Origin of the sequence: Leeia oryzae DSM 17879, from assembly GCF_000376945.1 — a bacterium.
Taxonomy (GTDB): domain Bacteria; phylum Pseudomonadota; class Gammaproteobacteria; order Burkholderiales; family Leeiaceae; genus Leeia; species Leeia oryzae.
On sequence record NZ_AQXU01000015.1, the window covers coordinates 86,698 to 106,453 of the forward strand.

The window sequence follows — 19,756 nt, forward strand, 5'->3', positions numbered from 1 at the left end:
AGAAGGAATAAGAATGAATTTGCACGAGTACCAAGCTAAGGAGCTGCTGGCTGCTTACGGTTTGCCAGTTCAGCAAGGCGTGTTGGCTACAACACCTGAAGAGGCTGCGCAGGCATTTGACAAACTGTCTGGCAAGTTTGCCGTGATCAAGGCTCAGGTTCATGCTGGTGGCCGCGGTAAGGCAGGCGGCGTGAAAGTGGTTAAATCCCGCGAAGAAGCTGCTGAAGTGGCCAAAGGCCTGATTGGCAAAAATCTGGTGACTTACCAGACCGACGCTAACGGTCAGCCAGTCAATTCCGTACTGGTTTGTGAAGACATGTACCCGGTACAGCGCGAACTGTATCTGGGCGCCGTGGTAGACCGTTCAACCCGTCGCGTGACCTTCATGGCATCTACCGAAGGTGGTGTCGAGATTGAAGAAGTGGCACACAACACTCCGGAAAAAATCCTGAAAGTAACGGTTGATCCGCTGGTTGGCCTGCTGCCATTCCAGGCGCGTGACGTTGCTTTTGCACTGGGTCTGTCTGGCGACCAGATCGGTCAGTTCACTAAACTGATGACCGGCGCGTACAAAGCCTTTGTTGAAAACGACTTTGCCCTGTTCGAGATCAACCCGCTGGCTATCCGCGGTGACGGTTCCCTGGCCTGCGTAGATGCCAAAATCGGTATCGACAGCAACGCCCTGTTCCGTCTGCCAAAACTGGCTGCCATCCGTGACAAGTCACAAGAGAACGAGCGTGAACTGAAAGCCTCCGAGTTCGAACTGAACTACGTTGCGCTGGAAGGCAACATCGGTTGTATGGTGAACGGTGCCGGCCTGGCCATGGCGACCATGGACATCATCAAGTTGTACGGCGGTCAGCCAGCCAACTTCCTGGACGTAGGTGGTGGCGCAACCAAAGAGCGCGTGATCGAAGCCTTCAAACTGATTCTGGCTGATCCTTCTGTTCAGGGCGTTCTGATCAACATCTTCGGTGGTATCGTACGTTGTGACATGATTGCAGAAGCGATTATCGCTGCTGTTAAAGAAGTGAACGTGACTGTGCCTGTTGTGGTTCGTCTGGAAGGCAATAACGCCGAGCTGGGCGCGAAAATCCTGGATGAATCCGGTCTGAAACTGACTTCAGCCCAAGGTTTGTCTGACGCAGCTCAGAAAATCGTTGCCGCCGTCAAAGGCGCTTGATCAGCACATCGGTTCAGAAAGGTTCAAACAAATGAGCGTACTTGTAAATAAAGATACCAAAGTGCTGGTGCAAGGTTTCACCGGCAAGAACGGCACGTTCCACGCTGAGCAGGCCATCAAATGCGGCACCAAAGTGGTTGGCGGTGTAACTCCGGGCAAAGGTGGTTCTGAGCATCTGGGTCTGCCAGTGTTCAACACCATGAAAGATGCCGTGCGTCAGACCCAGGCCGATGCGTCTGTGATCTACGTTCCTGCAGCTTTCGCCAAAGACTCCATCATCGAAGCCGTTGATGCTGGCGTAAAACTGATCGTATGTATTACCGAAGGCGTGCCAACCCTGGACATGCTGCAAGTAAAACGCTACGTAGAGTCTTCAGGTTCACGCCTGATCGGACCTAACTGCCCTGGTATCATTACCCCGGGCGAATGCAAGATCGGTATCATGCCTTGGCACATTCACAAGCCAGGCCGTATCGGTATCGTATCCCGTTCCGGTACTCTGACGTATGAAGCTGTTGCTCAGACAACTGCTGCTGGTCTGGGTCAGTCTACATGTATCGGTATCGGTGGTGATCCAATCCCTGGTACCAGCCATATCGATGCATTGAAACTGTTCCAGGATGATCCTGATACCGACGCGATCATCATGATTGGTGAAATCGGTGGTTCAGCAGAAGAAGAAGCTGCCGAATACGCCAAAGCTTATGTCACCAAACCAATCGTTGGTTACATTGCGGGTGTTACTGCACCAAAAGGTAAACGCATGGGCCACGCTGGTGCGATTATCTCTGGTGGTAAAGGTACTGCAGAAGAGAAGTTTGCTGCGTTTGAAAAAGCCGGCATCGCTTACACTCGCAGCCCTGCAGAACTGGGCAGCACCATGGTTGAAGTACTGAAATCCAAAGGCATGCTGTAATCTGTCAGCAAGCGTTTGAGATGTCATGACAAAAAGCCACCCTCGGGTGGCTTTTTGTTTGATAGTGGCCGGTTATTGCACCAATTGGTAGTGCAGGAATCATGGTAGGATGTCGCGCATGAAAACCGATGCATTCCAGCTGCTTGCCGATGAGGATGACTTCATCATCATTAATAAAATGCCCGATATTTCCGTCCATAAAGACCAGGCGGATGAAGGGCTCATTGACATATTAAAACAAGCCTGCGGCGCGCCTGCACTTTATCAGATCCATCGTCTGGACAAGATGACCAGTGGTTTGCTGGTCTATGCCAAGTCGTATCAGGCTGCCCGTTTGCTATCGGAAGAATGGCAATCCCGGAGTGTCAGCAAGTACTACCTGGCGATATCGGACAAAAAGCCATCCAGAAAGCAGGGACTGGTGAAAGGGGACATGGTGAAATCACGGGGCGGTAGCTGGCGCCTGCAACAAAGCGTGGAGAATCCTGCCATAACCCAGTTTTTTTCTACCTCCTTAGTGCCGGGTATCCGCGCGTTTCTGCTGCGTCCTCACACTGGCAGGACGCATCAGATCAGGGTGGCCATGAAAAGCCTTGGTAGCCCCATTCTGGGGGATACGCGCTATGCTTCGGCAGGAGAGGGCGCTGCGAATGTTGACCGTGGCTATCTGCACGCCTACCAACTCGGTTTCGAACTAAAGGGGCGGACGTGGTCGTATCAGGCGACACCAACGGAAGGGATGTGGTTTACGCATCCTGCTATGCAGGCACTGTTGCTTGGTCAATGGCAGCAGCCCGGCTTGCTGCCATGGCCTGTTCTATAGTCACCTCTTCATGACTTGAAGGGTTTTGTTAACCGATTGAAACTCCACCCTGTCGCTGCCAGCAAGACTGCACCTACCAGTACAGGGGTCAGCAGGAAGTGCCAGCCGGGCTGGCTGAGCATCACGATTACCGGGTTTGAGCCTGCAGGCGGATGAACCGTGCGTGTTACATGCATCAGAAAAATGGCCAAGCCTAGTGCACATGCCATTGCCAGCGGTCCGCTGCCCAGCGTGGACAAGATGATCAACCCCGACGCCGCGCTAATCACATGTCCTCCGATGACCTGTTTGGCTTTGGAGAACGGGCTGTCGGGGTATCCAAATACCAGCACGCAACTTGCACCAAATGAGCCCAGAATCAAAGGCTGATTCAGTAACTGCCCTAAGAGGGCAATCCAGCCAATGGCTACAAATCCCCCCAGCGTTGCAAATGCGATAATCTTCCCCGGCTGCCTTGCCGGAAATCCAAAAAAGGTTTTTAGGGTTTGTCGTGTCGGCATGGGGTTACTTTCTCCAGAAATAGACAGATCTGTATATTATTTGTCTGCATGCCGCTATACTGTCAAGGCTAGTTTTATGAGACCAAACCTTCAAGATCTTGAAATACATGAGTAAACGCAAACAGCATCTTGTAGAAACCGCACTTCGCCTTTTTATGGCGGAAGGGTTCCATACTGTAGGCATTGACCGGATCCTTGACGAATCTGGGGTGGCCAAAATGACGTTGTACAAGCATTTCCCTTCCAAGCAGGCGCTCATACTGGAAGCGTTGGCCTTAAGAGATCAGCAGTTTTTCCAGCAGTTAAAGCAGTTCGCCGATGCTTTCCCTATTCAACATGGTGAGCGGATAGCGGCTATCTTCAAGTGGCACCAAGCGTGGATTGCCAGTGATACGTTTCGAGGGTGTGCGTTCATCAGTGCCGCTGTAGCCTTTCCCGCCGCGCAAGCCATGGCGCATCAATTTGCTGCCAGACACAAAGTTGAACTCGAGGCATATATCCGGGCGAGCCTGCCTGCAGATATGCCTCCTGCGACTGCCAGTCATCTGATGCTGCTATTGGAAGGTGCTGTCGTACTGGGTTTGATCCACGGTGATTGCCGGCACATAGGGGAGGCCATACGGGCCGCCGAAGGTGTGTTGTCAGTAGTGGCACCGTCTGGTTTGCTTGTCGGCTAACCACATTTCAGGCTTGGGCAATAGTTGTTTGGGCTGTATAATCTACGCATACTGACTGGAGAATCGCTATGTACCAATCTGAATTTACGAGCTTCATGGATGAATTTCTCAAGAAAAATCCTGAAGTGGCTAACGAACGTCTGGAAAATCGTGCTGTGTGGTGGGATAAGCCAGTGGATGCCGAGTTTGAAAAGCAAGCACGTGATTCCAAAGTGAAACAAAACGGTTATTACTATCAAGGCTATTTCTACAGTAATGGTCCTGCTAAAAAGGTTTCACTCTAAGCAGTGATTGCGCCAGCTAATAAAAAACCCCAATATAAATTGGGGTTTTTTATTGTGTGTGTAGATGAAATCAGTCGGTTACTGATGGATATAGTGCTCTAATTGTTCAATCACGAATTGCTGTTCGGCAATCGTTTCTCTTACCAAATCCGTAATGGATAAAACACCCATGACTTTGCCATTTTCAACAACCGGCAAATGGCGAATCCGGTTATTGGACATGAGTGCCATGCAAGCGGCCAATTCGGTACTGGGTGAGACAACAATCAGGCGCTGTGTCATGACTTCATGCACTAGCGTATCGGTTGAATTTTTTCCATTCAGAATGATTTTCCGTGCGTAATCCCGTTCCGAGAACAGCCCCACCAGCGTATCACTTTCCATGACAAGTACAGCGCCAATATCTTTCTCGGCCATCAGCTGCAGAACGGCATAAATACTGGCTTCAGGAGGTACGGAGTAAACCCCGGCAGGCTTGTTGTTTAAAATCTGGCGCGCAGTCTTCATGGTGTTTACCTCCTCTGGTGTCATCGCTGACAATGATGATACATCCGAATCCAAAACCTGCGTCATCTCGACATAGGCTTGATGCCAGCTCAAGATTCCTCAAAAAGACACCTTGATTATAGGCATATCGTCCATTTGCTTGATAGGTCTTTTTACGACCAACGCCAGTGCCAGGCTTATTGGGTGGCGTTTGCCTCTACCAGCAATTCCATGATATCGGTGTCATTACGCTTAAGCGACCATTTTAGCGCGGTCATTCCGTTTTCATTCATGACACTTGGGTCTGCATGTAACGATAACAGACGTTTGATGACGTCAATCTTACCCTCGCGTGCAGCCATAATCATCGGCGTGCTGCCTTCTGGTGCCTTGGCGTTGATATCTGCCCCGGCTGATATCAGTTGGTTTACGATGTCCATATCACCGCCACTGGCTGCATAGTGCAGTGCCGTCCAGCCGGTGCTGTTGACCTTGGCACCAGCAGCAAGCAGGGCGGTTACCATGCCTTTTTCGCGGCGATAGGCGGCCAGCATCAGGGCAGTTTCACCATAGATATTACGTAGTTCAAGTTTGGGGTGGTAGGCCAATAAGGCAGGCAGGGTGCGGGTGGCGCGATTGGCTGCCGCCAATATCACAAGCGTATTTCCTTTGGGGTCGGTCGTGTTAACGTCAAAGCCTTTGTCCAGCAGTTCTCTTGCATCCCCTTCAAAGTCGTTTTTTACGGCCTGGATCATGTCATCATAAGATTCTGCTGTGGCATAGGTTGTACCGAGGCACAGGCATGTCATCCAGACGAGCAGTGTGATTTTTAATGTGTTGGCACGGTTTATCAGCATGGTTTGCTTTACAGGGGACATCATCGTGCTTGAATTCTAGACGTTTTTGCTGCGAGTAGGAGATGTTTTATCTGGAAGCAACCAGTAAATGCAGGGCAGGGGAGTATAAAAAAGGCATAAAACACATGGATCCTGTTTTATGCCTTAAGTTTTATCAAGTTTTGATAAGTGGATTGATCAGGCCGGTTTCAGGGCTGTCTGGAATTCGTGACCGAATTTGATAAAGCCGGTTAATTTCCAGTCCCCATTACTATCGCTCAAATCGAAATACCATTTGCCAATCGGCAGATTCAGCTGCTTGCTGACATAGCTGTCTACGCCATCTGGTTGCAACTCAATGTGCTGGTCCAGTTTTTCATTGGCGGCATGCTGAACGAACAGTTTCAGTTTGGGGTATTTGACCGGGTTTTTGGTCTGATGCAGGAACACGCGAATGCGCTGATCATCACCAATGACCAGTTCAGCCGTCAACCCCAGTTTGGCGGCCTTTTGGTCTTTGGTGATATTCTCATTGATGGTGGTGCCTTCCTTGTAATAGTCATCCACAATCAGGCTATCGCTTTTGGTCACGGCGATGTAAATGGTGACTATGCTCGCAACGACAACAATGCCTGGGCCAATCAGCAAGAACCATAGCCATTTATGCTTGTACCAAGGCTTAGTTACGTTGTCAGTCAACATCTGTTAGTACCTTTATTATCTTGAAATGAAACTGGATTCTTCAACACGACTCATGGCTGGCGTGTCCAGTGCCTGAACCTTGAAATGGATTTCATAGGTACCTGGCTTGGCTTCGGCAGGGTCAGCAATGACACGCACAGAGAATTTCTGTGTACTGCCCGGTGTCATCTGAATTGGAAGCTTGGTATCGCTGGCCAGTTTAATGCCATTAATACCATCCACATCTACCGAGAATGAATGTACTGCTTCATCCGTATTGATGATATTGATGGTGTACACGTTTTCCAGGCCATACGCGGTTTCACGTACCAGTGTATTGCGGTCGCGCAGTACATCCACTTTAAGCGGATTGCGCACGGCCAGCGTACCGATCATGGCGGCGACCAGAATCGCCAGAATGGCGGTGTAAAGAATAATCCGTGGACGGAGGATATGGCTCATCAGGCCTTTTTTCTCGTCGTAGGCATGCTCCAGCGCATTCTCCGTGGTGTAGCGAATCAGCCCTTTAGGGTAATTCATCTTTTCCATGACCTGATCACAACCGTCAATACAGGCTGCACAGCCGATGCATTCATATTGCAAACCTTTGCGGATATCAATGCCTGTCGGGCATACCTGCACACAAATGCCACAGTCAATACAGGAGCCCAGTCCCAGTTCGGCAGGGTCTGCAGACTTTTTCCGGCTACCACGTGGCTCGCCACGTTCGGTGTCATAACTGATGATCAGGGTATCGCGGTCGAACATCACGCTTTGAAAACGTGCATATGGACACATGTATTTACAGACTTGCTCGCGCAGAAAGCCGGCATTGCCATACGTGGCCAGGCCATAGAAGAAAATCCAGAACATTTCCCATGGGCCGAAATTCCATGAAGCGGTTTCCTGGAAAAGCGTGGCCAAGGGGGTGAAATAGGCAACGAAGGTAAAGCCAGTCCACAAAGACAGCGCTAGCCATGCAGCATGCTTGCCACCACGCAACCACAGTTTTCTGGCACTGAAGGGGGCTTTGTCGAGTTTTTGACGTGCAACGTGGTTACCTTCGATCTTCTCTTCTATCCACATGAAGATTTCGGTATACACCGTTTGCGGACAGGCATAACCGCACCAGAGCCGACCGGCAATGGCAGTCCACCAGAAGAGGCCAAAAGCTGACACCATCAGCAGCAGGGCAAGGTAGATCAGATCCTGTGGCCAGAAAATCAGGCCAAAAATATAAAACTTGCGGGTTGTCAGATCAAACAGGACTGCAGAACGACCATTCCAGGTCAGCCAGGGCATGCCATAAAATACCAGCTGGGTAATCCAAACCAGTAGCCAGCGGTAGGTAGCAAATATACCGGTAACAGAACGAACCTGGATTTTTTTCCGGACTTCGTAGAGCTCATCAGCGGCGTCAGATGCTTCTGACTTGATGGGGATATTTTTGAACGAGTTGGTCATGCTAAACCTGCTGAGGTTACGACAATGATAATTCGGCTTCATGAAACCGGCTTATCATTATCCCCTCTTGGAGAGGAGAGGGGAGTGCGACATAGTGTCGCACTCCCTTACTTGCGGATGGTACTACTTATTTTGACAGACCATATACATAAGCGGCCAGCAAGTGCACTTTGGCAGCGCCCAGCTGGTCACCTTTGGCTGGCATCACGCCATTGCGGCCATTGGTAATGGTTTCTACCACGGTGGTTTGCGAGCCGCCGTACAACCAGATGTCATCGCTCAGGTTTGGAGCACCAAGTGCCTGATTACCTTTTGCATCTGCACCGTGACAGGCAGCACAATTCTGGCCGAAGATTTCTTTGCCACGTGTTGCACGGTCTGCATCAATGTTCTCTTTTTGAGACAGTGAGCGAACGTAGTTGGCAACGTCTTTGACTTTTTCTTCACCAAGAATCTTGCCCCATGCAGGCATGCGCGGTGCATCAGAAACAGGCTGAACACCATCTGGACCAGCCGCTGGGCGACCGTGCAGAATGGTTGCTTCGATAGTTTCTGGTGCGCCACCCCACAGCCAGTCTGCATCACGCAGGTTCGGGAAGCCTTTGGCGCCACGTGCATCTGAGCCGTGACACTGAGCACAATAGGTCAGGAACAAACGCTCACCCATTTTGCGGGCTTTCTCATCCTTGGCCACAACGGCGATCGGCTGTTTCAGATAACCATTGAAGATAGGACCGTAGGTTTTTTCCGCAACTGCAACTTCTTTGTCGTACTGACCATGAGAAGACCAGCCATAAGCACCTTTGTACTCGCCTAGGCCTGGATACAGCGCCAGATAAACCACACCAAATACCAACGTGCCGTAGAACATCCACATCCACCAGCGTGGCAGCGGGTTGTTGTACTCTTCCAGGGTGTCATCCCAGACGTGGCCCATGGTTTCCACTTTTTCACCGGTCTGTTTCTTTACCTTGTTCTGGCTTAGCAACAAGATAAACAGACCAATAAATCCGCCAATCACGATGACAGAAATATAAAGGCTCCAGAAGCCTCCAAGAAAATCACTCATTTATGTTCTCCTGACGAGTTATGCATATTGGCATCATCATCAGCAAATGGCAGGTTTGCTGCTTCATCAAAATTTCTCTTGTTTTTGGGGATAACAGCCCACCAAACGACGCCGAGAAAAACGATGAAACTTAAAACCGTTGAAATGACACGCATTTGATTCATGTCCATTATGCAATCCTCGTGCTAATCAGTTCAGCGTTTGTCCTTGATGGCGGTACCCAGTACTTGCAGGTAGGCAACCACGGCATCCAGTTCGGTTTTACCAGCAGCATCAGCTTGCGCGCTTGCAATCTGTGCGTCGGTATAAGGAACGCCCAACGTTTTCATGGCAGCCAGTTTCTTAGGCAGATCGGTAGTATCCAGCGGCGTACGACCCAGCCATGGGAATGCAGGCATGTTGGATTCACGCACAACATCACGAGGTTGTGTCAGGTGAGCACGGTGCCATTCGTCAGAGTAACGTCCGCCTACACGGGCCAGGTCAGGACCGGTACGCTTGGAGCCCCACTGGAACGGATGATCCCATACAGACTCGCCAGCAACAGAGTAGTGACCATAACGTTCGGTTTCTGAACGGAAAGGACGGATCATTTGTGAGTGGCAGTTGTAGCAACCTTCACGGATATAGATATCACGGCCGGCTAGCTGCAATGCTGTATATGGCTTCAGACCCTTGACTGGCTGGGTTGTAGAGCGTTGGAAAGCTTGTGGAACAATCTCCACCAAACCTGCAAAACTCACTACCAGAATGGTCAGGATGATCATTAAGCCGATATTTTTTTCAATCGTTTCGTGCTTGATTAACATGATGTATTCCTTCCCCTATCAGGCGTGGTGAGCAGCGTTGGTTGCAGGAATGGCTGCATCCACTGCCTTACCAGCAGAAATGGTCTTGATCACGTTGTAGAACATCATGATCATGCCTGACAGGTACAGTGCGCCACCGAGTACGCGGATGATGTAATAAGGGTATTTTTGTTTCAGTGCTTCAACGAAGGTGTAGGTCAAAGTACCGTCGCTGTTGAATGCACGCCACATCAAGCCTTCCATCACACCGGCAATCCACATGGAGGCGATGTAAAGAACGATACCGATGGTTGCAACCCAGAAGTGGGTTTCTACCAGTTTCTTGGAGTACATTTCATCACGGCCAAACAGGCGTGGAATCAGGTAGTAGATTGCGCCGATGGTGATGAAGCCAACCCAGCCCAAGGCACCACTGTGAACGTGACCAACGGTCCATTCGGTATAGTGAGACAAGGCATTGACGGTCTTGATGGACATCATCGGACCTTCGAAGGTAGACATACCGTAGAAAGACAGGGATACCACCAGGAACTTCAGGATAGGATCATCACGCAGTTTGTGCCATGCGCCAGACAGGGTCATGATACCGTTGATCATGCCGCCCCAGCTTGGTGCCAGCAGAATCAGGGAGAACACCATGCCCAGGCTTTGAGTCCAGTCAGGCAATGCGGTGTAATGCAAGTGGTGAGGACCTGCCCACATGTAGGTGAAAATCAGTGCCCAGAAGTGAACGACTGACAGGCGGTAAGAGTAAACCGGACGACCCGCTTGCTTAGGCACGAAGTAGTACATGATGCCCAGGAAGCCGGCTGTCAGGAAGAAGCCCACGGCGTTGTGGCCATACCACCATTGAACCATGGCATCTTGTGCGCCAGAATAAGCTGAGTAGGATTTCCAGAAGGTGACAGGCAACTCTGCGCTGTTAACCAGATGCAGGATTGCAACGGTCAGAATGAAGCCGCCAAAGAACCAGTTGGCCACATAAATGTGTTTTACCTTGCGTTTGACGATGGTGCCAAAGAACACCAGCGCATAGGCAACCCAGACGATGGTAATCAGAATGTCGATTGGCCATTCGAGTTCGGCGTATTCTTTACCGGATGTATAACCCAGAGGCAGGGTAATAGCAGCCAGAAGAATAACCAGTTGCCAACCCCAGAACGTAAAGGCAGCCAGTTTGTCGCAGAACAAGCGTACCTGACAGGTGCGCTGTACGACGTAGTAGGATGTAGCAAAAAGACCGCAACCACCAAAAGCAAAAATAACTGCATTGGTGTGAAGTGGACGAAGTCTACCATATGTCAACCATGGTAAACCCGGGTTTAGATCTGGCCAGACGAGCATGGCGGCGATAATAACGCCGACCAGCATTCCGACGATGCCCCAAACAACGGTCATCACGGCGAACTGGCGGACCACTTTATAGTTGTAAGTGGCTTGCGCTTCCATAGTGAGGTTTCTCCCGTTTACAAAAACTTGTAGCTTCAAGGACATGCTTTATTACGCAATGAACATCGCGTGACCTGTTGGCTAACGCTGTGACTCCTGCGCAGATTGCTCAGGAGTGTCTCTGTCGTCATCCATCATGATCTGAAAACTCGGGCCTTCAAGGTCGTCGAACTGACCGCCTTTGATTGCCCACCAGAACAGCATACTGATTAACAGTACTGCGAGTAGGCTGACTGGAATTAACAAATAAATTATGTCCATCTCAGATTGAATTTTTTGGTGAGCTGCGATTATACGCTGGTTTAAGCTAGGTGCGGCAAAATGTAGCCAACCAATTAACAGCGACTGCGACAATTTACCGCACCCTTCAAGGGTCAATTTTGACCCAAGTCAAGTCTTGCGGTTGCACAGACGCGACTTGGACAATCATTTAGTCGTAATGCGGGTAAGCCTTAATGCATTTAATACGACAATAAGAGAACTGGAGGCCATGCCAATACCCGCAATTAATGGGGTGACATGTCCTGTAATTGCAAGGGGAATTGCAATGAAGTTATAACAGAGTCCCCAGAATAAATTCTGGTATATGATTTTTTGTGTTTTTTGTGCCAGTAGCCAACCTTGTACGCAGGGTTTCAGTAAATCGCCCAATAGCACAATGTCTGCTGAATATCTGGCTAGGTCTGCACCCGCACCCATGGCAATCGACAATTGTGCTTTGGCCAGTACGGGAGCGTCATTCACGCCATCACCTACCATGGCAACCATGTGATGCTGGGCTTGCAATGTTTCAATGAGCGCAAGCTTGCCTTCCGGAGTCAGGTTTGCATGCCAGTTGGCAATGTTGAGCTGCCTTGCAATGCTTTCAACAGCAACCGGTTGATCGCCACTGGCGATATGTATGGTCATCCCGAGTGACTGAAAGTGCTGAACGGTTTCCATTGCGTCGCTACGCAACGTGTCAGCCAGTTCGAATGCTGCCAGATATGTGTCATGGCTGGCCAGCCAGATCACTTCTGCAGAAGCGACTTGCGGGCATGGCCCCGCGGTAAAGTCAGAGATAAAAGATGGTTTGCCCAAACGGTAGGTGCAACCATCAATGACAGCCTCGATACCTTGCCCCTTGTGATTGAATACCTGCTCGCAAGCCGCGAGTGTTGCCCCCTGGGTGAACCTGCATAAGGCATGGGCAACCGGATGCTCTGAATGGCTTTCCATGGTTCTGACCAGGCTTTCGATCTTTGCCCGATCGTCAAAGAAGTAACTGTTACTGACGCTGAGCTGACCAAGGGTCAAGGTACCTGTCTTGTCAAAAACAATATGGTCAATTTTTGCGAGTGTCGTGATGCTGTGACCTCTGGTAACCAGCAGGCCTGCTTTTGCGAGTGTGCCTGTCGCCGCTGTCAAGGCGACGGGTACCGCCAGAGAGAGGGCGCAAGGGCAAGTGATGACCAATACGGATACGGTGATCCATAATGCGCGCTCCGGAGTACTTTGCCCCCAATAGATTGCCGTGCCTGCAGCAACGCATAAAATCATGAAGACAAACCAGCTGGCAAAACGGTTAGCCAGTTCTGTGACGGCGGGTTTTTCGCCCAAGGCTTGATCCAGTAGCCGGACAATACTGGCAATCCGGGTGTTTTGACCTACATTCAGGGCTTTAATGATGAGCGGATGGCTTTGATTCAGGCTGCCACCAATCACGGGCATGCCCGGGTTTTTGGCTATGGGACGACTCTCGCCCGTCAACAGTGCCTCGATGACATCACTTTCGCCTTGTACGATCTCGCCATCCACCGGTATGGCCTCGCCGGGCTTGACCAGAATGATGTCTCCCACTTTTAAGCGTGCAACGGCTTGCTCTGAGGCTGCCTGACTGGATGGCCAGTGGGTCAGTTGGTGGGCGAACGCAGGAATCAGCTTGCTTAGACCATCCGCACTGCTGCTGGCTTTGCGCCTGGCGGTCAGTTCAAGAAAACGCCCGGTCAGCAACAAAAAGATGAACATGGCGACTGAATCAAAATAGACATGACCTTGTTGGGTGATGGTTGCCCATACGCTTGGAAGAAATGCGCCAAGTATTCCCAGCGTCACGGGCAGATCCATGCCGACCCGTTTTTGCTTCAGATCTCGCCAGCTACCAATATAGAATGGCCAGGCAGAGTATAGGATGACGGGTACTGTGAGGATGAGGCTTGCCCATTTCAACAGGAAATCCTGATCCAGCGGCAGATCGATACGGTCAGAGAAGTAAGCAGGCCACGCGTACATCATGACCTGCATCATGCCAAAACCTGACACAAACAAACGTTTGAGCGCGGTTTTGCGTTCATTGGCGTAGTGGGTTGCCTGACGTTCGGCATCAAACGGATGAGCGGTGTAGCCTATGTGGCTGATGGCTTCCAGTATGACAGACAGTTTGGTAGCTGAAGGGTCCCAGCGTACGATGGCGCGGTTATTGGAATAATTGATGCTGATGAAGGTAACCCCGGGCAACCTTCTGACGGTTTGCTCGTTGAGCCATATGCATGCCGCGCAGGTGATGCCTTCCAGCAAGAGCGTTGCTTCCTGCTCTGCGGCCACCTGCCTGACAAAGCTGGACTGAATGTCCGGGTCATCGTACAGGGCCAGTTGCTGAAGCAGTTCTTGAGGCAGCGCCTCGATTTTGTGCCCCTCGGTTTTACGCTGCCGGTAATAGGCCCCCATCCCTTGATCCACAATGGTCTGTGCGACGGCCTGACAACCGGCACAGCAGGTCTGCTGGGTTTCTCCATCAAACTGGACTGGGAACGATTCGGCATGCTGTGGGACGGGGAGGCCGCAATGAAAGCACTTTGTTACTTCAAGGACAGACATAAAATACTTTGGGTGAGTGATTATTCAGCTTGAAAGCGAAGATGAATACCATCACGCAAGTCTTCAAACTCTTCCAGTGTTAAACCTAGATGGGCCAGGATGACTTCCCCTCGGCCAAGCTCCCAGCCAGGATCAGCCCGGTGGTGCAGGGAGGCTTCGATATGCTCCGCCATGCGGCTGATGGATATCAGATTGGCGATATTACCATCATCATGATTATCTTTAGGGTTGTGCACATCCTCTTCGTGGTGCTGCAAGATGGCATTACATAGTTCATCAGGCAGTAACCATGCCTTGGCAACAAGGTAACCCACTGTGGCATGATTGCACGCATGCAATTCTTCTTCGATTTTCAGAAACTGGTAATCGCTGCCCTTGTGTGCCAGTTCCAGTGTGCGTCCATAAGACTTAAAGCGCAACAGCATGACCGGGATACCGCAATCTCTGAACAGGGTAAAGCAATAAAGCTCTTCCGGATGACCGCCTCCAATCTGTTGGGCGATCAGCGCCGATATCATGGCAACCCGGTTGGACCAGTCCCAAAACTCCCCCAATGGTCCAAGCAGTGACTTGGCTGCATTTTGCATGGTTGATTGCCGAAGAATAAACCCTGTGGCGAGCTGACGGATATTTTTCTGTCCTAACCTGGCGACAGCCTGGCTGATACTGCTGAGCATTGCATTGGTTCTGAAAAGAGGAGAGTTACAGGTTTTCAAAACGCTGGCTGCAAGCCCCATGTCCTGACCGATAATGCTAACGAGCTCAGTCGGATCGACATCCGCTTTCAGTGTCAGGGTATGAAGCTGCTCCAGAATGGCTGGTCTTGCCGGAATGACAATGTTTTTTGAGATTGTGGTGACATCTTCTTTGGTGATAACCCGCATTACCAGCTCCAGCAGCACGATCAATGAAACACGGAGACGTGCGCGTTTGATCTTGTTTGCATCTATGTTTTAGGGACAGATTCTAACATAGGCGAGAAAGTCCTTTTTGTCCAAATTTTTGGGCAAAGACACCTGCCAGATTTCAAATCTGCATCGTTGCAAAATATTTTGCATTTGACATATTGTTTGCGCTGTACCGGCATGCTTAAATGACGATAGATAGGGCTAGTTCAATGTATTCATACTACTATTTCGAACAAGCCAATGTACGCGATGCCAGCAGAAAGCACAGTCTAACAATGTCCAAATTTTTTTCCTTGATCTCGAAAAGCGTTTTGCTATTGATCTGTTCCGGTTCCGTGCTGGCTCAAAGTGTGCAACTGATAGGCGTCATGCCGGGCATGGCTGTCCTTAAAGTAGATGGCAGCTCCCCGAAAACGGTGAAGGTTGGTCAGAGTTATAACGATGTGAAGGTCTTGTCGGTTGCGGGGAGTTCGGCCATGATCGAAGTAGCAGGAAAGCGTCAGAAACTGGATCTGGGTGATGCGGGATTTTCCAGTGATAGCCAGTCAGGCTCCGGTAATGTCAGTCAGGTATTAACTGCAGATCAGCAAGGACATTTCTTTACCACAATTGCCATCAATGGTCGTTCCACCAGTGCTGTTGTCGATACTGGTGCTACTGCCGTTTCCATGGGGGAGGGGGTCGCTGCCCAGCTTGGTCTGGACTACAAATCTGGGCAGCGGGTCATCGTGAATACTGCCAATGGCCAAGCCAATAGCTGGATGGTGCGCCTGGATAGCGTGCGTGTCGGAAATATCACCCTGTATCAAGTGGACGGTACGGTCATTCAGGGGAACATGCCTATGGTCCTTCTAGGGATGAGCTTTCTCAACCGGTTGGAAATGAAGCGGAATAATGGTCAGCTGGAGCTGATCAAGCATTGATCAGCAAATGATCCCATCCTTTTACTAAAAACGTCAGGCCCGCTTGTTGCGGGCCTGACGTTTTGTTCTATCTGGGGGTGAGAACGGTATTTTGTGCTTCTTGCAAGGTATCTGGATAGTCTCGGCTGAAATGCAGCCCCCTGCTCTCATGGCGCGACAATGCACTTCTCACGATCAATTCGGCGGTCTGTACCAGATTGCGCAGTTCGATCAAGTCATTGCTTACACGGAAGTGTTTGTAATAGTCCTGAATTTCCTGTGTCAGTAGCTGGATGCGGTTCAGAGCGCGTTCCAGACGTTTGGTCGTTCTGACAATACCCACGTAATCCCACATGGCATGGCGCAGTTCATTCCAGTTATGGGAAATGACCACTTCCTCATCGGCATCGGTAACACGACTTTCATCCCAGGCCGGGATGTCAGGCAAAGCTGGCACTGGCTGGCTCAGAATGTCATTGGCGGCACTTTCCGCAATGACCAGGCACTCCAGCAAGGAGTTGCTTGCCAGCCGGTTAGCACCATGCAGACCTGTAAACGCCACCTCACCAGCAGCATACAGATTAGGCACATCAGTGCGCCCCTTCAGATCAATCATCAGGCCGCCGCAAGTATAGTGCGCAGCAGGCACCACCGGAATACCTTCTTTGGACATGTCGATGCCCAGCTCAAGACAGCGGGCGTAGATGGTTGGAAAGTGGCTGGTAAGGAACTCTTTGGGCTGGTGAGATATATCCAGATAGACACAGTCCAGTCCATGGCGTTTCATTTCGTAATCGATTGATCGTGCCACGGTGTCACGTGGGGCCAGCTCGGCTCGTTCGTCGTGATCCGGCATGAAGCGATGGCCATCCGGCAGTTTTAGCAGCCCACCTTCGCCACGCACGGCTTCAGAGATCAGGAACGACTTGGCATGCGGGTGATACAGGCAAGTAGGATGGAACTGAATGAATTCCATATTGGCTACCCGGCATCCCGCTCGCCAGCCCATGGCAATGCCATCCCCGGTCGCGGTGTCCGGGTTGGTTGTGTACAGGTACACCTTGCCGGCGCCGCCTGTGGCAAGCACTGTAAACGGTGCAGAAACCGTGCTGACCTTACCAGTGGTATTGTCCAGCATGTAGGCACCGATAACGCTGTTATCATTCATGCCAAGTTTTTGCTTGGTAATCAGCTCAACGGCAATGTGGTTTTCGAATACCTGAATATTGGGATGGCGGGCGACTTTGTGTGCCAGTGTGTCTTGTACCGCAGCGCCAGTAGCATCTGCAGCATGGATGATCCTGCGGTGACTGTGCCCGCCTTCTCGGGTCAGATGGAAACCGAACGCCGAGTCATCCTTGGTAAAGGGTACGCCTTGATCTATTAGCCACTCAATATTTCTTCTGGCGTTCTCTACAATAAAACGAGTGGCTTCGTCATCACATAATCCACCGCCGGCAATATGCGTGTCTTTAATGTGTTCTTCGATCGAGTCTTCGTCTGACAGTACAGCAGCAATACCACCTTGAGCCCAGCTACTTGCGCCATCCAGCAATGCTTTTTTTGTGAATAATCCGACTTTACGATGTTCGGCCAGACGAAGTGCCAAAGACTGTCCTGCCAGACCGCTGCCAATGATCAACACATCAAATTGCATTCTGTTTGCCTATGTATGAATAATGAAGCTACAAAGAGCGTATAAGTGTATCAGACCTTTTTGTGAAACTTATTGTAAAGTTGCTGGTCGTAGCTTCAGTGTTACAATTTGTTTGCGATAACCCATTAATTTAAAAATAGTAAACACCCGGCAATTTTCATATTGCAAGGATGTCAGGGATGGCAGGATGAGCGATCGCGAAGTCGATCAGCAACTGGTTGAGCGCGTACAGAAGGGGGACAAGCGGGCATTTGATCTGTTGGTAGGCAAATACCAGAGGAAATTGTCACGTTTGTTATCCCGGTTTGTGCGTGACCCGGATGAAATTGATGATGTTGCGCAAGAAGCCTTTATCAAGGCTTATCGGGCGCTGCCGTCTTTTCGTGGGGAAAGTGCGTTTTACACGTGGCTTTACCGGATTGCGATAAATACAGCTAAGAATTACTTGATGTCGTCAGGTCGTCGCGCGACAACGTCTTCCGTGATGGAGGGCGACGATGACGAGTCGCTGGACATGGCAGAGCAGATACCGGATTTGAACACGCCAGAAACGGCGTTGGCGAATCAGCAAATTGTCAGCACAGTGAACGAAGTGGTAAACCGGTTGCCTGAAGAACTCAGAATGGCAATTACCCTCCGGGAAATGGATGGCTTGAGTTATGAGGAAATTTCTGAGGCAATGAATTGCCCGATTGGCACCGTGAGATCCCGTATTTTCCGGGCTCGTGAGGCCATTGCCGCAGAATTGAAACCTTTGATTGAGCAGAAGCAAAACAGAAGATGGTGAGCAAGATGAATGAACGAATTTCAGCATTAATGGATGGCGAACTTTTGCCCGAAGAAGAGGCCTCTGTTCTGGAATGGTTGCGACACCATCCGGATGGCGCTGATGTATGGAATGCTTACCACCTGATTGGCGACTCGATGCGCCAGTCTGATTATCTGGCCTCAAACATACGGGCGAGGGTGGCCAGCCGTCTGTCCGATGAAGTGACTATCCTGGCGCCTCAATCACGCCGTCACGCTGTCAAGCGCACTTGGGTGGCCTTGTCAGCTGCGGCTTCTGTTGCAACCGTATCCATTATTGGGCTGGTTGCCTATCAGCGATATCAGCAAGTCGAGAATCCCCAGGCAGTTGTGACTGCCCAGGTGACCCAGGCTACGGGTACGTTTGACATGAGCCCATACCTGGCTGCTCACCAGCAGTATGCAGCCCAGGTTGGCGGGAGACCTCAAGTATTGCCCGCAGCTTATGATAATGGTGCGAGGTTAAATAAATGAAGTTGGCATGGTTGCTGCCTGGGTTTGTGTGCTACTTTTTTAGCGCAGTAGGTCATGCAGGACAATCGCTTTCTCCTCAAGAAGCATTGCAACTGCTGAATCGGGTGAATGCCGCATCACGCCAGATTGCATTCACTGGCATTTATGTCTACCAGCGCGGGGGTACGGTTGAAACTTCCCGTATTTCCCATGCGGTCATTGGCGGGGTGGATCTTGAGAAAATCGAGGCAGTAGATGGACCGGCGCAGGAACTTATCGTCCAGAATGATCAGCTTTCCTGCTATGTGCCCAATAACCGGGTCGGGTCCATCGACTTGCGTGCCAGCGATCATTTCTTTCCTTCGGTTTTACCCAAAGATGTGAAACCCTTGCTGGCCAATTATCATGCCATCAAACAGGATGTCGAGCGGGTGGCTGACAACGACTGTCAGGCCATTTTGCTGACCCCAAAGGACGGCCTGAGAAACCCTTTCCGGTTTTGTTACGAGCCAACCAGTGGCGTCATTCTTAAGTCTCAACGATATAACGATCAGCAAGAGCTGACCGAGCAAATGTCGTTTACCCAAGTGAAAATCGGGGTGGCGCTAGACCGTGCCGCATTCAAACCCAAATTCCCCAAAAAAGTTGGTACCTGGCAGCGTCAAAGCCAGATGGCCAAGCCGGAAGATATCGAAATTAACGGCAAGATGCTGCCGGCCGGATTCAAGCTGGTGCATGGTGGCAAGCGGGTTTTCCCAGGCAAGGCCAAACCGGTTTCCCACTACCTTTTTTCTGATGGATTGGCATCCGTCTCCGTCTTTCTGGATAGCGCTGCCGATGACGTTGTGTTGCAGAGTGGCATGTCCCGCAAGGACGAAACCAATATTTATGTCGAGTCAGAAGGCAATGTGGTCATGATGATTCTGGGTGATGTACCGGCACAGGCCGTACAACAGTTTGGCATGAGCCTGGGTATTAAAAAGTAAGTCAGTCAAT

General features: G+C 50.6%; 22 protein-coding genes. 9 read left to right on the forward strand and 13 right to left on the reverse strand.

Annotated features, from left to right (window positions below; all coding sequences use genetic code 11):
* The first annotated feature begins 13 nt into the window (after window positions 1-13).
* The 3 genes from sucC (at window position 14) to F552_RS0103215 (ending at window position 2,922) form a co-directional block, all read left to right on the forward strand.
* Window positions 14-1,183: an ADP-forming succinate--CoA ligase subunit beta gene (gene sucC / locus F552_RS0103205; RefSeq protein WP_018150276.1), complete on the forward strand. Its 1,170-nt coding sequence runs from the start codon at window positions 14-16 to the stop codon at window positions 1,181-1,183.
* A 31-nt stretch (window positions 1,184-1,214) separates the two neighbouring features.
* On the forward strand, window positions 1,215-2,099 hold the full coding sequence (gene sucD / locus F552_RS0103210) for a succinate--CoA ligase subunit alpha (RefSeq protein ID WP_018150277.1): 885 nt from the start codon (window positions 1,215-1,217) through the stop codon (window positions 2,097-2,099).
* Between the two features lie 118 nt (window positions 2,100-2,217).
* Window positions 2,218-2,922 (forward strand): TIGR01621 family pseudouridine synthase, encoded by a 705-nt coding sequence (locus F552_RS0103215; RefSeq protein WP_033374581.1) that lies wholly within the window; start codon window positions 2,218-2,220, stop codon window positions 2,920-2,922.
* A gap of 8 nt (window positions 2,923-2,930) precedes the next feature.
* Here the strand turns inward: F552_RS0103215 and F552_RS0103220 are convergent, their stop codons facing one another.
* Window positions 2,931-3,422 (reverse strand): HPP family protein, encoded by a 492-nt coding sequence (locus tag F552_RS0103220; RefSeq protein ID WP_018150279.1) that lies wholly within the window; start codon window positions 3,420-3,422, stop codon window positions 2,931-2,933.
* Window positions 3,423-3,529: 107 nt separating this feature from the next.
* Between F552_RS0103220 and F552_RS0103225 the strand changes: the two genes are divergently transcribed.
* Window positions 3,530-4,099, forward strand: coding sequence for a TetR/AcrR family transcriptional regulator (locus tag F552_RS0103225; RefSeq protein WP_018150280.1), 570 nt, complete (start codon window positions 3,530-3,532; stop codon window positions 4,097-4,099).
* Window positions 4,100-4,167: 68 nt separating this feature from the next.
* A complete protein-coding gene (locus F552_RS18370; RefSeq protein ID WP_018150281.1) occupies window positions 4,168-4,383 on the forward strand; it encodes a DUF3460 family protein in 216 nt (71 codons plus the stop codon).
* A gap of 78 nt (window positions 4,384-4,461) precedes the next feature.
* Here the strand turns inward: F552_RS18370 and F552_RS0103235 are convergent, their stop codons facing one another.
* The 11 genes from F552_RS0103235 to F552_RS0103285 all read right to left on the reverse strand — a co-directional run bounded on the left by F552_RS0103235 (window position 4,462) and on the right by F552_RS0103285 (window position 14,935).
* The gene (locus F552_RS0103235; protein WP_245546646.1) at window positions 4,462-4,983 is read right to left on the reverse strand and encodes a CBS domain-containing protein; all 522 of its coding nucleotides are present in this window, start codon (window positions 4,981-4,983) and stop codon (window positions 4,462-4,464) included.
* A gap of 83 nt (window positions 4,984-5,066) precedes the next feature.
* The gene (locus F552_RS18375; RefSeq protein WP_169333563.1) at window positions 5,067-5,624 is read right to left on the reverse strand and encodes an ankyrin repeat domain-containing protein; all 558 of its coding nucleotides are present in this window, start codon (window positions 5,622-5,624) and stop codon (window positions 5,067-5,069) included.
* A 279-nt stretch (window positions 5,625-5,903) separates the two neighbouring features.
* Window positions 5,904-6,407, reverse strand: coding sequence for a FixH family protein (locus F552_RS18380; RefSeq protein WP_018150284.1), 504 nt, complete (start codon window positions 6,405-6,407; stop codon window positions 5,904-5,906).
* Window positions 6,408-6,422: 15 nt separating this feature from the next.
* Window positions 6,423-7,850, reverse strand: coding sequence for a cytochrome c oxidase accessory protein CcoG (ccoG, locus tag F552_RS0103250; protein WP_018150285.1), 1,428 nt, complete (start codon window positions 7,848-7,850; stop codon window positions 6,423-6,425).
* Between the two features lie 127 nt (window positions 7,851-7,977).
* The gene (gene ccoP / locus F552_RS0103255; RefSeq protein ID WP_018150286.1) at window positions 7,978-8,919 is read right to left on the reverse strand and encodes a cytochrome-c oxidase, cbb3-type subunit III; all 942 of its coding nucleotides are present in this window, start codon (window positions 8,917-8,919) and stop codon (window positions 7,978-7,980) included.
* The gene (locus tag F552_RS20290; RefSeq protein WP_083917413.1) at window positions 8,916-9,089 is read right to left on the reverse strand and encodes a cbb3-type cytochrome oxidase subunit 3; all 174 of its coding nucleotides are present in this window, start codon (window positions 9,087-9,089) and stop codon (window positions 8,916-8,918) included. The genes ccoP and F552_RS20290 overlap by 4 nt, the downstream gene beginning before the upstream one ends.
* Before the next feature lie 24 nt (window positions 9,090-9,113).
* Window positions 9,114-9,728, reverse strand: coding sequence for a cytochrome-c oxidase, cbb3-type subunit II (gene ccoO / locus F552_RS0103265; RefSeq protein ID WP_018150288.1), 615 nt, complete (start codon window positions 9,726-9,728; stop codon window positions 9,114-9,116).
* 18 nt (window positions 9,729-9,746) lie between these two features.
* Window positions 9,747-11,177, reverse strand: a complete 1,431-nt coding sequence (gene ccoN, locus F552_RS0103270) for a cytochrome-c oxidase, cbb3-type subunit I (RefSeq protein WP_018150289.1) — start codon at window positions 11,175-11,177, stop codon at window positions 9,747-9,749.
* Between the two features lie 81 nt (window positions 11,178-11,258).
* Entirely contained in the window at window positions 11,259-11,438 is a 180-nt protein-coding gene (gene ccoS, locus F552_RS0103275; protein ID WP_026182353.1) for a cbb3-type cytochrome oxidase assembly protein CcoS, read from the reverse strand.
* 165 nt (window positions 11,439-11,603) lie between these two features.
* Window positions 11,604-14,033, reverse strand: a complete 2,430-nt coding sequence (locus F552_RS0103280) for a heavy metal translocating P-type ATPase (protein WP_018150291.1) — start codon at window positions 14,031-14,033, stop codon at window positions 11,604-11,606.
* Window positions 14,034-14,053: 20 nt separating this feature from the next.
* Entirely contained in the window at window positions 14,054-14,935 is an 882-nt protein-coding gene (locus F552_RS0103285; protein WP_245546649.1) for an HDOD domain-containing protein, read from the reverse strand.
* A gap of 383 nt (window positions 14,936-15,318) precedes the next feature.
* On the opposite strand from F552_RS0103285, the gene F552_RS0103290 reads away from it, so the two are divergent.
* Window positions 15,319-15,864: a retropepsin-like aspartic protease family protein gene (locus tag F552_RS0103290; protein ID WP_169333564.1), complete on the forward strand. Its 546-nt coding sequence runs from the start codon at window positions 15,319-15,321 to the stop codon at window positions 15,862-15,864.
* 67 nt (window positions 15,865-15,931) lie between these two features.
* Here F552_RS0103290 and nadB read toward each other — a convergent pair whose 3' ends face one another.
* Window positions 15,932-17,500, reverse strand: coding sequence for an L-aspartate oxidase (gene nadB / locus F552_RS0103295; protein ID WP_018150294.1), 1,569 nt, complete (start codon window positions 17,498-17,500; stop codon window positions 15,932-15,934).
* A gap of 187 nt (window positions 17,501-17,687) precedes the next feature.
* On the opposite strand from nadB, the gene rpoE reads away from it, so the two are divergent.
* Genes rpoE through F552_RS0103310 form a run of 3 tightly spaced genes read left to right on the forward strand, consistent with a single transcriptional unit; the run spans window position 17,688 to window position 19,746 of the window.
* Window positions 17,688-18,287, forward strand: coding sequence for an RNA polymerase sigma factor RpoE (rpoE, locus tag F552_RS0103300; RefSeq protein ID WP_018150295.1), 600 nt, complete (start codon window positions 17,688-17,690; stop codon window positions 18,285-18,287).
* Window positions 18,288-18,292: 5 nt separating this feature from the next.
* Complete coding sequence (locus tag F552_RS19915; RefSeq protein WP_169333565.1) at window positions 18,293-18,781, forward strand: sigma-E factor negative regulatory protein; 489 nt, start codon at window positions 18,293-18,295, stop codon at window positions 18,779-18,781.
* Window positions 18,778-19,746 carry a MucB/RseB C-terminal domain-containing protein gene (locus F552_RS0103310; RefSeq protein WP_018150297.1) on the forward strand — a complete coding sequence of 323 codons (969 nt, stop codon included), beginning with the start codon at window positions 18,778-18,780 and terminating at the stop codon, window positions 19,744-19,746. Before F552_RS19915 ends, F552_RS0103310 begins: the two co-directional genes overlap by 4 nt.
* Window positions 19,747-19,756: the final 10 nt, after the last annotated feature.